This is a genomic window from Albidovulum salinarum, from assembly GCF_025673475.1.
GTDB lineage: Bacteria > Pseudomonadota > Alphaproteobacteria > Rhodobacterales > Rhodobacteraceae > Albidovulum > Albidovulum salinarum.
In genome coordinates this window covers 89829-107329 of the sequence record NZ_JAOVQO010000015.1, presented here as the reverse complement: position 1 = coordinate 107329, position 17501 = coordinate 89829, and the positions used below count along the sequence as shown (strand labels likewise).

13 protein-coding genes are annotated in these 17501 nt (G+C 70.2%); 7 read left to right on the top strand and 6 right to left on the bottom strand.

The window, feature by feature from the left end:
• The first annotated feature begins 108 nt into the window (after positions 1-108).
• Together OEZ60_RS15970 and pbpC are read left to right on the top strand one after the other, a co-directional pair.
• Complete coding sequence (locus OEZ60_RS15970; protein WP_263338297.1) at positions 109-5556, top strand: alpha-2-macroglobulin family protein; 5448 nt, start codon at positions 109-111, stop codon at positions 5554-5556.
• 3 nt (positions 5557-5559) lie between these two features.
• The gene (gene pbpC / locus OEZ60_RS15965; protein ID WP_263338294.1) at positions 5560-7593 is read left to right on the top strand and encodes a penicillin-binding protein 1C; all 2034 of its coding nucleotides are present in this window, start codon (positions 5560-5562) and stop codon (positions 7591-7593) included.
• Between the two features lie 59 nt (positions 7594-7652).
• On the opposite strand, the gene OEZ60_RS15960 is transcribed toward pbpC, so the two are convergent.
• The 4 genes from OEZ60_RS15960 to OEZ60_RS15945 all read right to left on the bottom strand — a co-directional run bounded on the left by OEZ60_RS15960 (position 7653) and on the right by OEZ60_RS15945 (position 11244).
• Entirely contained in the window at positions 7653-8831 is a 1179-nt protein-coding gene (locus OEZ60_RS15960) for an acetyl-CoA C-acyltransferase family protein (RefSeq protein ID WP_263338292.1), read from the bottom strand.
• A 32-nt stretch (positions 8832-8863) separates the two neighbouring features.
• Positions 8864-9742 (bottom strand): metallophosphoesterase, encoded by an 879-nt coding sequence (locus tag OEZ60_RS15955; RefSeq protein WP_263338289.1) that lies wholly within the window; start codon positions 9740-9742, stop codon positions 8864-8866.
• A gap of 87 nt (positions 9743-9829) precedes the next feature.
• The gene (locus tag OEZ60_RS15950; protein ID WP_263338286.1) at positions 9830-10570 is read right to left on the bottom strand and encodes a metallophosphoesterase; all 741 of its coding nucleotides are present in this window, start codon (positions 10568-10570) and stop codon (positions 9830-9832) included.
• 65 nt (positions 10571-10635) lie between these two features.
• Complete coding sequence (locus OEZ60_RS15945; RefSeq protein WP_263338283.1) at positions 10636-11244, bottom strand: dimethylsulfonioproprionate lyase family protein; 609 nt, start codon at positions 11242-11244, stop codon at positions 10636-10638.
• A gap of 131 nt (positions 11245-11375) precedes the next feature.
• On the opposite strand from OEZ60_RS15945, the gene OEZ60_RS15940 reads away from it, so the two are divergent.
• On the top strand, positions 11376-12269 hold the full coding sequence (locus OEZ60_RS15940) for an NAD(P)-dependent oxidoreductase (RefSeq protein ID WP_263338282.1): 894 nt from the start codon (positions 11376-11378) through the stop codon (positions 12267-12269).
• 98 nt (positions 12270-12367) lie between these two features.
• Here OEZ60_RS15940 and serA read toward each other — a convergent pair whose 3' ends face one another.
• Positions 12368-13963 carry a phosphoglycerate dehydrogenase gene (gene serA / locus OEZ60_RS15935; RefSeq protein WP_263338280.1) on the bottom strand — a complete coding sequence of 532 codons (1596 nt, stop codon included), beginning with the start codon at positions 13961-13963 and terminating at the stop codon, positions 12368-12370.
• A gap of 86 nt (positions 13964-14049) precedes the next feature.
• Positions 14050-15207: a phosphoserine transaminase gene (locus tag OEZ60_RS15930; protein ID WP_263338278.1), complete on the bottom strand. Its 1158-nt coding sequence runs from the start codon at positions 15205-15207 to the stop codon at positions 14050-14052.
• 154 nt (positions 15208-15361) lie between these two features.
• On the opposite strand from OEZ60_RS15930, the gene serB reads away from it, so the two are divergent.
• The 4 genes from serB to OEZ60_RS15910 all read left to right on the top strand — a co-directional run bounded on the left by serB (position 15362) and on the right by OEZ60_RS15910 (position 17501).
• Positions 15362-16234, top strand: coding sequence for a phosphoserine phosphatase SerB (gene serB / locus OEZ60_RS15925; RefSeq protein ID WP_263338276.1), 873 nt, complete (start codon positions 15362-15364; stop codon positions 16232-16234).
• A gap of 170 nt (positions 16235-16404) precedes the next feature.
• On the top strand, positions 16405-16734 hold the full coding sequence (locus tag OEZ60_RS15920) for an ArsR/SmtB family transcription factor (protein ID WP_263338274.1): 330 nt from the start codon (positions 16405-16407) through the stop codon (positions 16732-16734).
• On the top strand, positions 16734-17171 hold the full coding sequence (locus OEZ60_RS15915; protein WP_263338271.1) for an SRPBCC family protein: 438 nt from the start codon (positions 16734-16736) through the stop codon (positions 17169-17171). Before OEZ60_RS15920 ends, OEZ60_RS15915 begins: the two co-directional genes overlap by 1 nt.
• Before the next feature lie 18 nt (positions 17172-17189).
• On the top strand, positions 17190-17501 hold the full coding sequence (locus OEZ60_RS15910; protein ID WP_263338270.1) for a YciI family protein: 312 nt from the start codon (positions 17190-17192) through the stop codon (positions 17499-17501).

The window sequence follows — 17501 nt, the reverse complement described above, 5'->3', positions numbered from 1 at the left end:
CGCTCCGGCATGAAGGAAGGTTTAAGCGTTCCGCGATCGGGGGCCGGTCTTGCCATGCCGGCCGGCGCCATGCGAGCATCCTCGCATTACCAAGGACAGGGGATTTCGATGCTCAGGGTGTTGCCCGCCGCTCTCGTGGCCTTGCTCGCAGTTTCCGCCGTCACCGCCCAGGACCGCGACTACATTCCCGACAGACGCACGGCCCTGGTCGAAGGTATCGACTTCCCTGGCGCGGACCTTCGTGCCCTGTTCGACGTCGAATACGACGCCTGCGCGTCGGCATGTCTCACCGACGGCGCCTGCCGGGCCTTCACCTTCAACCGCCGTGCCGGATCCTGCTTCCTGAAAACCGAAGCCGGCACGGCAGAACCCTATTCCGGCGCCGTGTCAGGCCGCATCATCGCCGCCGCGGAGGGTGCCACCGAACAAGCGCGGAATTTGGCCACGGATCTCTCATTTCTAAGGGAGGAGGACTTCGATGCGGCGCTTGAGCAGGCAAACGGCCTCTCTGTAGCACATCCAACCGGAATTGCGACCGAGACAGAATTGATCGCGGCGGAGCGAGCGGCGCGCGAAGCAGAGGACTGGCCCGGCGTCGCCGAAGCAACCGGCGCGGCGCTCAACATCTCCGACTCGGCCGGGCTCTGGGCCGATTATGCCGCAGCGCTTCTCGAAATTCCGGCCAACCGAAGCAAGCGCCGGGACAACGCCGATCGCGCCGCCGCCGCCGCGATCAACGCCTACCTGCGGGCCGACGCCCCCGCGCTCCGCGCCACCGCTCTCGCGACCCTCGCCCGCGCCTTCGAGACCGTCGAACGCGGCCCCGACATGATCCCCGCCTTGCGCCTTGCCCAGCGCCTGCAGCCGCGCGACGAAACCGCCGCGGCGCTTGAAGACGCGATCGGCAAATACGGCTTCCGCATCGCCGAGACCCAGGTCGACAGCGACGCCGCCATGCCGCGGATCTGCGCCACCTTTACCGCCGATCTGATCCGCGCCGGGACCGACTACGCCCCCTTCGTCAAGCTCGACGCGGCGGGCCTCGCCGTCGACGCCTCGGGCCGGCAGATCTGCGTGAGCGGGGTCGAGCACGGCCGCCGCTACGCGGTGACCTTCCGCGAAGGGTTGCCCGCCGCCGATGGCGAGGAGCTGGCGAAGGACGTGACGCTCAACCTCTACGTCCGAGACCGGGCGCCTGCCGTGCGATTCCCTGGCCGCGCCTATGTGCTGCCCCGGACCGATCGGGCCGGGATCCCGGTCGAGACCGTCAATACCGACCGGCTCGACCTCACGCTCCTCCGGATCTCCGACCGCAACCTGATCCGGGCGATCCAGAGCGACTATTTCGGCCGCCCGCTCGACTACTGGTCGTCGGAGAACCTCAAGGGACAGGTCGCGGAGGAGGTGTGGGCTGGTACGGGCGAGGTCGGGATGGAGGTCAACCGCGACGTGACCACGCGGCTGCCGCTCGACGCGGTGATGGAAGACCTCGGGCCGGGCATCTACGCGCTGCAGGCCGGGGTTCCGGGGCTCGATCCCCACGACCATCCGCCGGCGACGCAGTGGTTCGTCATCTCCGATCTCGGGCTCACCACCTTCGAGGGCGCGGATGGGCTCCACGTCGTCGTGCGCGCGCTCTCGGGCGCGACGGCGGCCGAAGGTGCCACCGCGACGCTCTTGTCCCGCGCCAACGCGGTGATCGCGACGGCCCGGACCGACGCCGAGGGCCTTGCCCGGTTCGCCGCCGGGCTGACCGCCGGGACCGGCGGCGCCGTCCCCGCGCTCGTCACCGTGGAGAAGGACGGCGACTTCGCCTTCCTGCCGCTGACCGAGCCGGAGTTCGACCTCTCCGACCGCGGCGTCGCCGGGCGCGAGGCCGCGCCGCCGATCGACGTGTTCCTTGCAACCGACCGCGGCGCTTACCGCGCGGGCGAGACGGTCCACGCGACGATCCTTGCCCGCGACTCGAGGATGGAGGCGCTCGACGGGCTGCCGATGACGGTGCGGCTTCTCCGACCCGACGGCGTCGAATACAGCCGGATCCTCGCCGCTGCGGTCGGCGCGGGCGGCCATGTCGCGACGCTCCCCCTGGCGGCGAGCGCGCCACGCGGCACCTGGCGGATCGAGAGCTTCGTCGAGGACGGCAAGGTGCTTGCCGCCGACAGCCTCCTCGTCGAGGACTTCCTGCCAGAACGCATCGACTTCGACCTGACGCTGCCCGAAGGCGCGCTGCGCCTTGCCGACACGCCCGCGCTCGGCATCGCCGCGCGCTATCTCTTCGGCGCGCCGGGTGCGGGGCTCGCGGTCGAGGGCGATCTGAGGATCGCCGCGCTCGACAGGCTCGACGCCTTTCCCGGGTACGGCTTCGGCCGCCATGACGAACCGTTCTCGCCCTACCGCGACGCCTTGCCCGAGGTCGGGCCGACCGATGCCGAGGGACGCGCGACGCTAGCCGCGGCGCTCCCCGATCTCGGCGAAGCGGGGAACCGGCCCCTGGAGGCGCGCTTCGCGGTGCGTCTGAAGGAGGGCTCCGGCCGCCCTGTCGAGCGCGAGGTCGCCCGGCGGATCCTGCCCGATGCCCCGGTGATCGGCATCAAGCCGCTCTTCGAGGGCGGCACCGTGGCGCAAGGCGACGAGGCCCGGTTCGAGCTGATCGCGGTCGGCCCTGACGAGGCCCCGGCGACGCGCAACGCCCACTGGACGCTCAACCGGATCGAGACCGACTACCAGTGGTACTCGCTCTACGGCCAGTGGAACTGGGAGGTGACGACCACCCGCCACCGGGTCGCCGAGGGTGACGTGGCGCTGACCGCGACCGGCGCCGAGGCCATCGCCGCCCCGGTCGACTGGGGTAATTACGAGCTGGTCGTCGAGGCCGCCGACGGCACCTACAGCGCCGCCTCGGTCGAGTTCCACGCCGGCTGGTACGCCCCCGCCGACGCCACCGAGACGCCGGACACCGTGCCGGTGACGCTCGACAAGCCCGCCTATCGGCCCGGCGACACCGCGGTGGTGCGGCTGGAGCCGCGCGCCGACGGCGTGGCGCTGGTCACGGTGATGTCGAACCGGCTGATCGATATGAAGGCGGTGCCGGTCACCGCCGGCGAGACGCTGGTGGAACTGCCGGTGACCGATGACTGGGGCGCGGGCGCCTATGTCGCGGCCTCGGTGATCCGGCCGCTCGATGCCGATGCCGGCCGCGCTCCGGCGCGGGCGCTCGGGCTTTCCTACGCCGCGGTCGATCCCGGCCCGCGCAGGCTCGCCGCCGCCTTCGAAGTCGCGCCCGAGGCCGCGCCGCGTGGCCCGCTTCCGGTCGCGCTGAAGGTCGAGGGCGCGACGGCGGGCGAACCCGTCCTCGCCACCATCGCCGCCGTCGATGTCGGCATCCTGAACCTCACCGGCTTCTCCTCGCCTGACCCCGAGGGGCACTATTTCGGCCAGCGGAAGCTCGGCGTCGGGATCCGCGACCTGTACGGACGGCTGATCGACGGCCAGGCGGGCGTGATGGGCGCGGTGCGCTCCGGCGGCGACGGCGCCTCGGGGCTGAAGATGCAGGCGCCGCCGCCGACCGAGGAACTCGTCGCCTATTTCTCCGGCCCGCTGACCGTGGGTGCCGACGGCTACGTGCGGACCGAGTTCGCATTGCCGTCCTTCAACGGCACGGTGCGGCTCATGGCCGTCGCCTGGTCGAAATCCGCCATCGGTCAGGCCGAAGCAGAGGTACTGGTGCGCGACCCGGTCGTGGTGACCGCCTCGCTCCCGCGCTTCCTTGCGCCCGGCGACGAGAGCCGGCTGCTTTTGGAAATCGTCCACGCGACCGGCCCGGCCGGGCGGATCGGACTCGACGTGAACGGCGAGGGGCTCACCCTCGGCGCGGCACCCTCCGGGCTCGATCTCACCGAAGGCGGCAAGGCGGTTGTCTCGGTGCCCGTCACCGCCGGAGGCACCGAGGACACCGGTACCATCCGGGTCGCGCTGACGACGCCGGACGGGCGCCAACTGGTGAAGGATCTCGCCCTGCCGGTCCAGTCGAACGAGCCCGAAGTGGCCCGCCAGAGCCGCTTCGACCTTGCCGCCGGCGACGCCTTCACGCTCGACGCCAACGTCTTCGCCGGGCTCGTCCCCGGCTCCGGCCGCGCCACCCTCGCGGTCGGGCCAATCGCCCGCTTCGATGCGCCGGGCCTTCTCGCCGCGCTCGACGCCTATCCCTACGGCTGCACCGAGCAGCTCACCTCGAAGGCGCTGCCGCTCCTCTATTTCGAGGAGGTGGCGCGGGCGATGGGCACCGGCCAGTCCGGCGACATCCGCACGCGGGTGGAGGAGAGCATCGCCGAGATCCTGCTCAACCAGTCGTCGAACGGCGCCTTCGGCCTCTGGCACGCCGATACCGGCGACCTCTGGCTCGACGCCTATGTGACCGACTTCCTCAGCCGGGCAAAGGCGCAGGGCTACGCGGTGCCCGACACCGCGTTCCGCAGCGCGCTCGACAACCTCAGGAACCAGATCAACTACGCGCCCGATTTCGACGCGGGCGGCGGCGCCTATGCCTATGCGCTGATGGTGCTCGCGCGCGAGGGCGCGGCGGCGGTGGGCGACCTGCGCTACTACGCCGACGTCAAGACCGAGGCCTTCGACACACCGATCGCCGCCGCCCAGCTCGGCGCGGCGCTCGCCTCCTACGGTGACCAGCGGCGCGCCGACGCGATGTTCACCGCGGCCGCGCGGCTCATCGACACCCGGACAGGAACGGAGGAGGCCCCGCTCTGGCGCGCCGATTACGGCACAGACCTGCGCGACGCCACAGCGCTTCTGGCGCTCGCCGCCGAGGCGGGTTCCGCCGCCGTGAGCCCCGAGACGCTCGGCAACGACGTGGCCCGCGCGCTGACCGGAAAGCGGCTCTCGACGCAGGAGGCGACCTGGGCGCTGCTCGCCACCCACGCACTGATCGACCGGCCCGGCGCCGACGGCTTCACCGTCAACGGCGCGGCGGTCGAGGGACCGCTCGTCCGGGTGCTCGAAGCCGCCGCCGCCATGCCGCAGGTCATCGCCAACGGATCGGGCCGCGACGCGACTGTGACGCTTTCGACCTTCGGCGTACCCGCAGAACCGGAGCCCGCGGGCGGCAAGGGCTACGCGATCGAACGTAGCTACTACACGCTCGAGGGCGAGCCCGCCGACATCGCCACGGTCAGGCAGGGCGCGAGGCTCGTCGCGATGATCGAGGTCACGCCGCACGGCAGGGGCGAGGCGCGGCTGATGGTCGACGACCCGCTCCCCGCCGGGTTCGAGATCGACAACCCGAGCCTTATCCGCGCCGGCGACATTGCCACCCTCGGCTGGCTCGACAGTGTGGCCGAGACACGGACGACCGAGTTCCGCCAGGACCGCTTCCTCGCGGCGGTGGACTGGACCACCGGCGAACCGTTCCGGCTCGCCTATCTCGTCCGTGCGATCTCGCCCGGCAGCTTCCACCACCCGGCGGCAAGCGTCGAGGACATGTACCGCCCCGACTACCGCGCCCGGACCGCGACCGGCCGGGTCGTGGTGAGCGAGTAGCCGGTGCGCGCCGCCCTGCCCATAGCCCTCGCGGCGGCGCTTTTTGCGACAGCACTGGCGCGCGACGCCGCCGACCTCTGGATCGACCGGACCGAGCTGCCACCGCTCGCGGTCGCGACCGGAACCGAGGTGCTTGCCCGCGACGGCACGCTCCTGCGCGCCTTCACCGTCGCCGACGGGCGCTGGCGGCTCGAACCCGGCCCGGTCGATCCACTCTTCACCGGCATGCTCGTGGCCTACGAGGACAAGCGGTTCTTAACCCATGCCGGCGTCGATCCCCGCGCGCTCCTCCGCGCCGCGGCTCAGGCGGCATGGAACGGGCGGATCATCTCCGGCGGCTCGACGCTGACCATGCAGGTCGCCCGGCTCCTCGAGGAAAGCGGCACCGGGCGGATCGCCGGCAAGCTCCGCCAGGTCCGGGTCGCGATGGCGCTGGAACGGCGGTTGACGAAGGCCGAGATCCTCGGCCTCTACCTTCGGCTCGCCCCCTATGGCGGCAATCTCGAAGGCCTCCGCGCCGCCTCGCTCTCCTGGCTCGGCAAGGAGCCGCGCCGCCTCACCGCCGCCGAGGCGGCGCTCCTCGTGGCACTGCCGCAATCGCCAGAGACCCGGCGGCCCGACCGCTTCCCCGACGCCGCGCGCGCGGCCCGCGCCCGGGTGCTGGCGCGGATGGCCGAGGCCGGCTTTCTCGACCGCGACCGTGCCACGGCCGCGCTCACCGAACCCGTGCCGACAACGCGCAAACCCTTCCCCGCCCGCGCCCCGCATCTCGCCGAGCGGCTGCGCCGCGCCGATCCCCAGGCCCGGACGATCCCGACCACGATCGACGCCCGCCTGCAGACCGCGCTCGAAGCCCTCGCCGCCCGCGCCGCACGGCACGCTTTCCCCCGCGCCTCGCTCGCGCTCCTCGTCGCCGACCACCGGACCGGCGAGATACTCGCCTCGGTCGGCTCGCCCGACTGGACCGACGACCGCCGCGCCGGCTTCATCGACATGACCCGAGCGACGCGCTCGCCGGGATCGACGCTGAAGCCCTTCGTCTACGCGCTCGCCTTCGACGAGGGCCTCGCGCATCCCGAAACCCTGATCGAGGACCGCCCGACCGCCTTCGGCACCTACGCCCCGCAGAACTTCGACCGGAGCTTCCGCGGCACGACCCCGGTCCGCGAGGCGCTGCAGCTCTCGCTCAACATCCCGGTCGTCAGCCTTACGGAGGCGCTCGGCCCGGCCCGCCTCCTCGCGACGCTCCGCCGTGCCGGGGTGGAACCCGCGCTGCCCGGCGGCCAGCCCGGCCTCGCCGTGGCGCTCGGCGGCGTCGGGGTGACGCTCGAAGACCTGGTCCAGAGCTACGCCGCCCTCGCCCGCCTCGGCGCGCCGGTCCGGATCTCGGCCCTTCCCGGCGCCGCCCAACCGCTCGACCGTAGGCTCTTCGGACCCGAGGCGGCCTGGCTCACTGCCGACATCCTCGCCGGCCTCGCCCCGCCCGCGGGCGCGCCCGCACACCGGCTGGCCTACAAGACCGGCACCAGCTACGGCCACCGCGACGCCTGGGCGATCGGCTTCGACGGCCGCCATGTCGCCGGGATCTGGATCGGCCGCGCCGACGGCGCCTCGGTCCCCGGCGCCTTCGGCGGCGAGCTCGCGGCCCCCCTTCTTTTCGAGACCTTCGCCCGGCTCAAACCCGTCCCCGATCCCCTGCCTCCGCCGCCGCCTGCGACGCTGATCGTCGCGAACGCCCGCCTGCCGCAACCGCTGCAGCGCTTCCGCCCGCGCGGTGCCGTCTTCGCCGTCAATCTCGACGCGCCAGAAATTGCCTTCCCGCCCGACGGCGCAGAAGTCGAGTCCCCGCGCGCACTCACGCTCAAGGTCCGCGGCGGCACACCGCCCTTCACCTGGCTCGCCAACGGCGCGCCGGTGATCCTCGCCGACCGCACTCGCGAGTCAGCCCTGCCCGCCCCGGAAGTCGGCTACCTCACGCTTTCGGTAATCGACGCGAAGGGGCGGAGCGCCACGTCTACCGTGACCCTCCGCCCCTGATCTTCATCTTGCTCTATATATCCCGGGGGTACGGGGGCAGCGCCCCCGGCCTCTCCGCCTCAGATCCGCTCGATGGCGAGCGCGATACCCTGGCCGCCGCCGATGCACATCGTGATCAGCGCCTTTTTGCCGCCGATCCGCTCGAGCTCGTAGAGCGCCTTGATCGTGATGATCGCCCCGGTCGCCCCGATCGGATGGCCGAGCGCCACCGCGCCGCCGTTCGGGTTGACCTTGACCGGATCGAAGCCGAGCCCCTTCGTCACCGCGAGCGCCTGCGCCGCGAAGGCCTCGTTCGACTCGATCACGTCGAAATCGCCGACCGACAGCCCGGTGCGCTTCAGAAGCGCCTCGACCGCCGGCACCGGCCCGATCCCCATCACCTCCGGGCGCACTCCGGCATGGGCATAGCCCAGCACCCGCGCGCGCGGCTTCAGCCCGGCCTTCTCGGCCGCCCCGGCGCGAGCCAGAACCACGGCGGCGGCACCGTCGTTGATGCCGCTCGCATTGCCGGCGGTCACCGTGCCGTCCTTCTTGAACACGGTCTTCAGCCCCGCCAGCGCCTCGAGACTCGTCGCCTTCGGGTGCTCGTCGGTGTCGAAGACGATCGTGCCCTTGCGCGAGGCGATCTCGACCGGCGCGATCTGCTCCTTGAAGCGGCCCTCGGCGATCGCCTTCGCCGCGCGGTTCTGGCTTTCCATCGCGAAGGCATCCTGCGCCGCGCGGCTGATGTCATGCTCGGCGGCGACATTCTCGGCCGTCACGCCCATGTGGCCGGTGCCGAACGGGCAGGTGAGCGCCCCGGTCATCATGTCGAGCGCCTTGGTGTCGCCCATCTTCTGGCCCCAGCGCGCGGCCTGCATCGCATAGGGCGATCGGCTCATGCTCTCCGCCCCGCCGGCCAGCGCGAAATCGGCATCGCCGAGGCTCAACGACTGGACGCAGGAGACGATCGCCTGCACGCCCGAGCCGCAAAGCCGGTTGACGTTCATCGCCGGCGTCCCGTTCGGCACGCCTGCCTGCATCGCGGCGACGCGGCTGAGATACATGTCGCGCGGCTCGGTGTTGATCACATGGCCGAAGGCGACATGGCCGATGCGCTCGCCCTCGACGCCGGCGCGCTCGAGCGCGGCCTTCGCCGCCACGGTCGCGGTGTCGATGGGCGCCATGCCGGCCAGCGCACCGCCGAAGGTTCCGATCGCGGTGCGCGCGCCGGAGAGAATCACGATATCGTCGCTCATTCAAAGCCTCCTGGGTAAAATCCGAGGAAACTCTAGGCGCCGCGCTGCAGCATGACCAGCGTGATTTCGGGTGGCTGGAGGATTCTGAGCGGAAGACCGGAATAGCCGATTCCGCCCGAGACGATCAGGTGCCGCCCGCCCTCGCGAACATGGCCCCAGGCATAGCGCCCGCCATGGGCCGAGGGTGTCATCGGTCGCCATCCAAGAAGGTTCGCCTGGCCGCCGTGCGTATGGCCGGAGATCTGCAGGAACGCGCGTTCGTCGCCTTGCGCGAAATAGTCCGGCTCATGCGCCATGAGGATTGCCGGCGCGCCCGCGGGCACTTCGGAGAAGGCGGCGTCCGGGTCGTGCAGGCCGGGATGGCCGTGCCGCCTCAGCGCATGCTGGCTGTCGATCCCGGCCAGCCAGAACCGCTCGCCGCCGTGTTCGAGACAGATCGCGCGGTTCCCGAGCAGGGCGATCGGACTCGGTTCCAAGGCCTCGACAACCGAGTTGCGGGCAAACCCGCTGCTCTGCGCGAGCCGGCAATCCCACCAGTCGTGATTGCCGAGCACGGCGGCGACGCCAAGCGGCGCCGAGAGGCGGCTGAGTTCGGCCACCACCGCATCCGCCGGCTCGCCGCGACCGGGAAGCTTCGCATCGGCGATGAGGTCGCCCGGCAACAGGATCAGGTCGGCGCCCAGCGCATTCGTGATCGCGACGATGTGACGAAGCGCCGGGAGCGGCGTCCAAGGCCGGCAGACGTGTAGGTCGGCCAGGACGGCAATGGTCAGATCCGGCAGGGTCCAGCGCGCATCGGCGATCCTGTGGCGGACCAGCCGCGGCTTCGACCGCACGGTCAGCGGTGCGAAAAACCGTCGCGGCTTCATGCCGGGCCACCAGGCGTTGCGGTCGCAATCGTCGAGGCACAATCCGGCATCATCCCTCCGATCAGGTCCCGACGCGGCGCGGCCTGCAAGATCCCGTCCCGGCCGCGCGTCGTCCTGATCCGGCGGGTGTCAACACGTCGGCACGATCTCGGTGCGCCCGTCGGCGCCGAGCCGCCAGACCCGGTCCCCTTCGATCACGACCGCGGTCAACGCGCGGCCGTAGCCGGCCCCGGTGTCGATGTTCAGCCGGTTGCCATAATGCGTCGCGACATCCACCGGCGTGTGGCCATGCACCACGAGCGCGCCATGGTCGCGCGGATCGTCGAGGAACTCGCCCCGGATCCAGAGCAGATCGTCCTCGCGCTGCTCCTCCAGAGGGATGCCCGGGCGGATGCCCGCGTGCACGAAGACGGTCCGCCCGCGCCGATAGGAGTTCGGCAGCGCGCGCAGGAAGGCGGCGTGACGCCCGGGCACGCGGGCCGACGCCTCCCGGTGGAGGTCGAAGAGCAGCCGTTCATCGATATTCTCGATGCCGTAGGACGCGAGGGTTGCCGCTCCGCCGAGGTTGCGGCTGACCCAGTGGAGACTCACGCGCAGGCCCGGATCGTGACTGTCCGGATCGTTGAGGAACTCGGCGAACATGCGGTCGTGATTGCCCCTGAGCACCACCCAGGGCGCACCGGAGGCTTGCCCGTGCAGCAGGAAGTCGAGAACGCCCCGACTGTCGGGGCCGCGGTCGACGAGGTCGCCGATGTGAACCACGGGTGCCGCCGCGTCGCCCACCCGCGCCCGATCCTCGGCAATCAACCGATGCGCCGCTTCGAGCTTGTCGAGATGGCCGTGAATGTCGCCGATCGCATAGGTCCGCATGGTCGTCCGTCCGGGTGCCTCGGGCGGACCCTATCGCGGGCGCGGGCCGGGAGGCAATCGCCGGATCAGGCGATCAGCTCCTCGGGGTCGTCGAGGAAGGCGTAGGAATGGGTGTTCACGTCGCCCGACCAGCGCCAGAGCGCAAGGACGCCTTCGGAGCCTGTACGGAAGGCATGCGGCATCAGGCTCGGATGGTGAATCATGTCACCGGGCACCCGCATCCGCCGGTCCTCGCCCGCGGTCCAGAAGGCCTGTCCGGCGAGGATCACATAGGTCTCGTCGGCATCGTGGTTGTGGAGCGCGTAATAGCTGTTCGGCCGCTGGTAGAAGAGGCCGAGCCGGAGGTCGGGCGCGGGGATCGGCCCGTCGGGGCCCATCAGCGTGGTCACGGCGCAGATCGCCGCAGCAGAGTCGCTCATCCGGTCGGCGACCGGGTTGGTGCCCCAGGGGATCAGGTCCTGCGCGGCGAGGATCGCTGCGGCGGCCGGATGCGCGGAGGTTGCGAGCAGGTCGCGCATCAGCCCATCGAGCGCGCAGGGCGGCTGCAGCGCGAAAGCCTCGGGCGCAGGCGTCGTCACCAGCGCCTGCGCGGTACGGTCGGCCGCCTCGCGGCCCTCGGACCGGTAGATGGACGCGAGGGCGTCGAGAAGGGCGTCGAAGGCGGGCGGGTGCATCGGGCGCGTCCTATTCGCGAGGGTAAAACGGACCGAGCATTGTGCCGGAACCGGCGCCACCGCTGCATCGCGAGCGACAGAAAGGCGTCGCATCTGTTAGAATCTTCTGCGGAAATGATCGGGAGAGGGAGATGAGCGACATTACAGTGGTGGGATTGGGGGCGATGGGCTCGGCGCTTGCCCGAACGCTCATTGCGGCAGGGCGGGACGTGACCGTGTGGAACCGCTCGCCCGAGAAGATGCGGCCCCTCGTGGCGGCGGGCGCCGAAGGCGCCGCGACACTGGGCGCGGCCGTCTCGGCCAGCCCCCGGACCATCGTCTGCATCCCGGACTACCAGTCGACCGCCGGTCTGTTCGAACAGCCCGACGTCGGCTCCGCGCTCAAGGACCGAACCGTCATCCAGCTGAGCACCGGAACACCGCGAGAGGCAGCGGGAGGCGAAGCATGGTTCGGCGCTCATGGTGCCGCCTATCTGGACGGCGCGATCCTCTGCTGGCCCGGCGACATCGGAACGCCCAAGGGGCTCATGCTGGTCGCGGGCCCGGCGGCTGCGTTCGAGGCGAGCCGGGCCGACCTGCAGCCGCTTGCCGGCGACCTGCGCTATCTGGGGGCGAACATCCGGGCAGCGTCGACGCTCGATCTGGCATTCCTGTCGCGACTGACGGGCATCATCTTCGGCTCGATTCATGGCGCCATGGTCTGCGAGGCCGAAGGCGTGCCGGTTGAGGCGTTCACCGCGCTCCTGCCCGCGGGCGACCGGTCGGTTCCGCTGACGCAAACCATCAGCGCGGAAAGCTTCGCGCATGTCAGCAAGGGCGGCGCCACGGTCGACGTTGCCGGCAGCGCGGTGACCCGGATGCGGCAACAGGCGAAGGACGCTGGAATCAACAGCGAACTTCCAGACCTGCTGTGCAACTGGGTGCGGCGGGCGCAGGACGCCGGGTACGGGTCTGAGGAAACCGCCGCCGTGATCAAGGCGCTTCGGAGCGCGAGGGATCGCGGCGGGCGGCAGGAAGATCGCTGACGCGCATGGTCGCACGGCCTCGTTCAGGGCGGTGACGGCGGCGGCGTTTCTCTGGTATCCGATGTGCCGGCGCCACGACATGGCGCCGGCCCGGTGTCTCAGGCCACGTCGAACACCAGCGGCTTGACCTGGCTGAACTTGCCGGTTGCCTCCAGTGCCCGCAGCACCTCCACCTTCGGCGCCTCGTCGAGATAGAGCAGCGCGATGGCGTCGCCGCCCTGTGCCGCACGGCCGAGGGTGAAGTTGGCAATGTTTACCCCGGCGTTGCCGAGCGTGTGGCCGAGCGTACCGATGATGCCCGGCACGTCCTCGTTCGTGGTGTAAAGCATGTGCGCCCCGATCTCGGCGTCGATGTTGATGCCCTTGATCTGGATGAAGCGCGGCTTGCCGTCCGAGAAGACCGTCCCGGCGATCGAGCGTTCGCGGCGGTCGGTCACCACGGTGAGCTTCATGTAGCCCTCGAAGACACCGCCCTTTTCCTGCCGGGTCGTGGCGATCTTGACGCCGCGCTCGCGTGCGATGATCGGGGCCGAGACCATGTTCACGTCCGGATTGGTCGCCGCCATGATGCCCGCGATCGCGGCGCAGTTCAGCGCCTCGAGGTTCATGTGGCTGACGCAGCCGTCATAGAGCACGTTGATCGCCTTGATCGGCTCGTCGGTGAGCTGGCCCGCGAAGGCGCCGAGATGCTGGGCGAGCTTCAGCCACGGCCCCATGACCGCGGCCTCTTCCGCCGTGACCGAGGGCATGTTCAGCGCGTTCTGCACCGCCCCGGTCAGGAGGTAGTCCGCCATCTGCTCGGCCACCTGCAGCGCCACGTTCTCCTGCGCCTCGGTCGTCGCCGCGCCGAGATGCGGGGTCACCACGACGTTTGGCAGGTGGAAGAGCGGGCTTTCGGTCGCGGGCTCCACCTCGAAGACGTCGAAGGCGGCGCCGGCGACCTGGCCGTTGGTCAGCGCCTCCGCCAGCGCGCCCTCGTCGACGAGCCCGCCGCGGGCGCAGTTGATGATCCGCACGCCCTTCTTCGTCTTGGCGATGTTCTCGGCCGAGAGGATGTTGCGGGTCTTGTCGGTCAGGGGCACATGCAGCGTGATAAAATCGGCGCGGGCGAGCAGCTCGTCGAGCTCGACCTTGGTCACGCCCATCGCCTTGGCGCGCTCCTCCGAGAGGAACGGGTCATAGGCCACGACCTTCATATGGAGGCCCAGCGCCCGGTCGCAGACGATCGAGCCGATGTTGCCGGCGCCGATCACGCCGAGCGTCTTGTTGAAGAGCTCCACCCCCATGAAGCGGTTCTTCTCCCACTTGCCGGCATGGGTGGAGACGCTCGCCTCGGGCAGTTGCCGAGCGACGGCGAACATCATCGCGATGGCGTGTTCGGCGGTGGTGACCGAGTTGCCGAAGGGCGTGTTCATCACGATCACGCCTTTCTTCGAGGCGGCCGGGATGTCGACATTGTCGACGCCGATCCCGGCGCGGCCGATCACCTTGAGATTGCCGGCGGCGGCGAGGATCTTCTCCGTCACCTTGGTCGCCGAGCGGATCGCGAGGCCGTCATACTGGCCGATCACGTCGAGGAGCTTGTCCTTGTCCTTGCCGAGGTCGGGCAGGTAGTCGACCTCGACGCCGCGGTCGCGGAAGATCTGGACGGCGGTTTCGCTGAGCTTGTCGGATACGAGAACTTTCGGGGCCATGATCTGGGGTCCTGTCATCTGTCCGCCACGCGGGCGGAAAACCTTGGGGAAACCCCCGCCCGTGGCGGGGGGCAATCGCTCGGGGGTCAGGCCGCGACGGTCTGTGCCGCGATCTCGGTCTCGAAGGCCCATTCGATCCAGGGCATGAGCGCGGTCACGTCCGCGGTCTCGACCGTGGAGCCGCACCAGAGCCGCAAGCCCGCCGGCGCGTCGCGGTAGGCGCCGGCATCGAGGGCAACGCCCTGCTTTTCCAGCCGCTTCGCAACCGCCTTGGCGAAGGCCGCGCCATCGGCGATGCGGGCGTCGGTGAACTTCAGGCAGACGCTCGTCGTCGAGGCCGTCGCCGGATCGACCGCGAGATCGGCAATCCAGTCCTTTTGCGCGATGAAGTCGCGCACCGCCTTCGCATTCGCGTCGGCCCGTGCGACCAGCGCCCTGAGCCCGCCGAGGCCTTGCGCCCATTTCAGCGCCACGAGGTAGTCCTCGACGCAGAGCATCGACGGCGTGTTGATCGTCTCGCCGGTGAAGATGCCCTCGATCAGCTTGCCGCCCTTGGTCATGCGGAAGATCTTCGGCAGCGGCCAGGCCGGCGCATAGCTTTCCAGCCGCTCGACGGCACGGGGCGAGAGGATCAGCACACCATGCGCGCCCTCGCCGCCCAGCACTTTCTGCCAGGAGAAGGTGACCACATCGAGCTTGTCGAACGGCAGGTCCATCGCGAAGGCTGCCGAGGTGGCGTCGCAGATCGTCAAACCTGCGCGGGTCGCCGGGATCGCGTCGCCGTTCGGCACCCGCACGCCGGAGGTCGTGCCGTTCCAAGTGAAGACCACGTCGCGGTCGAAATCGACCGTCGCGAAATCGACGATCTCGCCATAGGGCGCCTTCTTCACAGTGGCATCGAGCTTCAGCTGCTTGACTACGTCGGTGACCCAGCCTTCGCCGAACGACTCCCAGGCGAGCATCTCGACCGGACGGGCACCGAGGAGCGACCAGAGCGCCATCTCGACGGCGCCGGTGTCGGAGGCGGGCACGATGCCGATGCGGTAATCGGCCGGAACGCCGAGTACCTCTCGGGTGAGGTCGATCGCCTCTTTCAGCTTGGCCTTGCCGACGGCAGCGCGGTGCGACCGGCCCAGCGGTGCATCCGAAAGCATGTCGAGGGAGAAGCCGGGGATCTTCGTGCAGGGGCCCGAAGAGAAGCGCGGGTTTGCCGGCCGCGCGGCCGGAGTCGTCAGATCGCTCATGGTATCCTTCCAGATAAGCGCCCCTCGTTGGGGAGGGGTGTCCCACCGCCGGAGATAGAGAGGTGCGGAGACTGGCACAAGCCGGAAAAGTGATCTAAAGCGCCGCTTGAGCCACAAAAAACGACACCCATAATCCACTATCGGAAACTTGCCCATGCATGTCGCAACGCTTCTCGCCAACCCCACCCGCGCCGACCTGTCCCGCGCCACGGTCGAAGCCCTGCGCGACGCCTGGGGCGGCGGCGAGGCGGTCTGGCTCAACCCCGGAATCGCCGCGGAATTCGCGCTGCCCGCCATGCCCGCGAACCGTTGGGAGGCCTGGGAGGGGCTGCAGGCGCTCGGCTTCGACCTCGTCGTGCAAAGGGCCGAGGGGCGGCGCAAGACGATGCTGCTGGCCGACATGGATTCGACCATGATCGGCCAGGAATGCATCGACGAGCTCGCCGACATGGCGGGTGTGGGGGCACGCGTGGCAGGGATCACCGCTCGCGCGATGAACGGCGAGCTGGATTTCGAGGGCGCGCTTCTGGAACGCGTCGGCCTGCTCGAGGGCCTGCCCGAATCGGTGATCGACGAGGTGCTCGCGACCCGCATCACCTACACGCCCGGCGGGCGCGAGCTGATCGCGACGATGAAGGCCAACGGCGGCTACGCAGCGCTGGTCTCGGGCGGTTTCACCGCCTTCACCACGGCGGTCGCCGCCCATCTCGGCTTCGACGAACACCGCGCCAACACGCTCCTCGCCGCCGACGGCCGGCTCACCGGCGATGTCGCCCGTCCGATCCTCGGTCGCGAGGCCAAGATGGCAGCGCTGCGCGAGATCTCGGCGCGTCTCGGCATCGGCCATGACGCGGTGATGGCGGTCGGCGACGGCGCCAACGATCTCGGCATGCTCGGCCTCGCCGGCGCCGGCGTCGCGCTCCACGCCAAGCCCTCGGTCGCCGCCCAGTGCGAGATCCGCATCAACCACGGCGATCTCACCTCGCTCCTTTACATCCAGGGCTACGCCGTCACCGACTTCACCTGACGGCCGCTTCTGCCGCCCCCCCCTCCGCCCGCGGCAATCCGAGTGCCCGCCGCCCCGCGGCGGGCGCGAGAGGAAGGCCATGCGCCCGGAACGGGCGCTCCGCCGGATCACCGGACGTTCGCATGTAATTAACATTTGCGTTAATTAACAGAATCGGAAATAATCAACCCATGACCCGACTTCCCGACCTCTTCGCCGCGCTCGCCGACCCGACCCGCTTCGCCATCGTCGAGCGCCTGCTGGCCGAGGGCGAGCAATCCGCGGGCGAGCTGGCGGACATCGCCGACATCACCGCGCCGGCGATCTCGCGCCACCTCAAGGTTCTGCGCGAGGCCGGCGTCGTCACCCAGCGCATCGACGGCCAGCGGCGCATCTACGCGGTCACGCCAGAGCCGCTGCAGGCGATCTCCGCCTGGGCGATCGCGCATCGCGACTTCTGGGAAGGAAGCCTCGACCGGCTGGAAGCCGCCATCCGAAACCGAAGGAAGGAGAGCCGCTGATGTCCGACCTGCGCCTGACCCGCGACCTCGACGCGACGCTCAACGAGATCTGGGACTTCATCACCACCCCCGCCGGCCTCTTGCAATGGTGGGGCCCGGAGGGCCTGAGCGTGCCCGAACACGCGCTCGACTTCACCCGCGAGGGCCCGTGGTATTCGGTCATGGCCGGCCCCGAGGGCCAGCGCTACAAGGTCTCGGGCCGGGTCACCCATGTCCGGCCGCAGACCTCGGTCGGCTTCACCTGGGCCTGGCATGACGAGGCCGACCGGCGCGGCCCCGAAAGCCATGTCACGCTCGGCCTCGAACCGCTCGGACCGGGCCGGGTGCGGCTCGTGCTCGACCATGTGGGCCTGCCGGACGACGAGGCGGCGCAGCGCCACACCGAAGGCTGGACATCGAGCCTGAAGAAGCTGGAGCGCCGCTTCGCCCCGGCCTGAAACCCAAGGGAGGAAACGATGCCGAAATACGTATTCGCCTATCACGGCGGCAAGATGCCCGAGACGCCCGAGGAGGGCGCCAGGGTGATGAAGGCCTGGACCGACTGGTTCGCCGGCATGGGCTCCGCCGTCGTCGACGGCGGCAACCCGGTGGGACCTTCGCAGACCGTCTCCGCGTCCGGGGTCGCGCCGAACGGTGGCGCCAACCCGCTTTCGGGCTATTCGCTCGTCAACGCCGCGTCGATCGACAAGGCCGTCGCGATGGCCAAGGGCTGCCCGATCCTTGAGGCCGGCGGCTCGGTCGAGGTCGCCGAAGCGATGGACATGTGA

Bases quoted from the DNA above. Each gene is read 5' to 3' on its own strand.
- OEZ60_RS15960 (WP_263338292.1), bottom strand. From the start codon at position 8,831: ATGAGCGACGATATCGTGATTCTCTCCGGCGCGCGCACCGCGATCGGA.
- OEZ60_RS15915 (WP_263338271.1), top strand. From the start codon at position 16,734: ATGTCCGACCTGCGCCTGACCCGCGACCTCGACGCGACGCTCAACGAG.
- OEZ60_RS15920 (WP_263338274.1), top strand. From the start codon at position 16,405: ATGACCCGACTTCCCGACCTCTTCGCCGCGCTCGCCGACCCGACCCGC.
- serB (WP_263338276.1), top strand. From the start codon at position 15,362: ATGCATGTCGCAACGCTTCTCGCCAACCCCACCCGCGCCGACCTGTCC.
- OEZ60_RS15940 (WP_263338282.1), top strand. From the start codon at position 11,376: ATGAGCGACATTACAGTGGTGGGATTGGGGGCGATGGGCTCGGCGCTT.
- OEZ60_RS15945 (WP_263338283.1), bottom strand. From the start codon at position 11,244: ATGCACCCGCCCGCCTTCGACGCCCTTCTCGACGCCCTCGCGTCCATC.
- OEZ60_RS15930 (WP_263338278.1), bottom strand. From the start codon at position 15,207: ATGAGCGATCTGACGACTCCGGCCGCGCGGCCGGCAAACCCGCGCTTC.
- serA (WP_263338280.1), bottom strand. From the start codon at position 13,963: ATGGCCCCGAAAGTTCTCGTATCCGACAAGCTCAGCGAAACCGCCGTC.
- OEZ60_RS15970 (WP_263338297.1), top strand. From the start codon at position 109: ATGCTCAGGGTGTTGCCCGCCGCTCTCGTGGCCTTGCTCGCAGTTTCC.
- OEZ60_RS15950 (WP_263338286.1), bottom strand. From the start codon at position 10,570: ATGCGGACCTATGCGATCGGCGACATTCACGGCCATCTCGACAAGCTC.
- OEZ60_RS15910 (WP_263338270.1), top strand. From the start codon at position 17,190: ATGCCGAAATACGTATTCGCCTATCACGGCGGCAAGATGCCCGAGACG.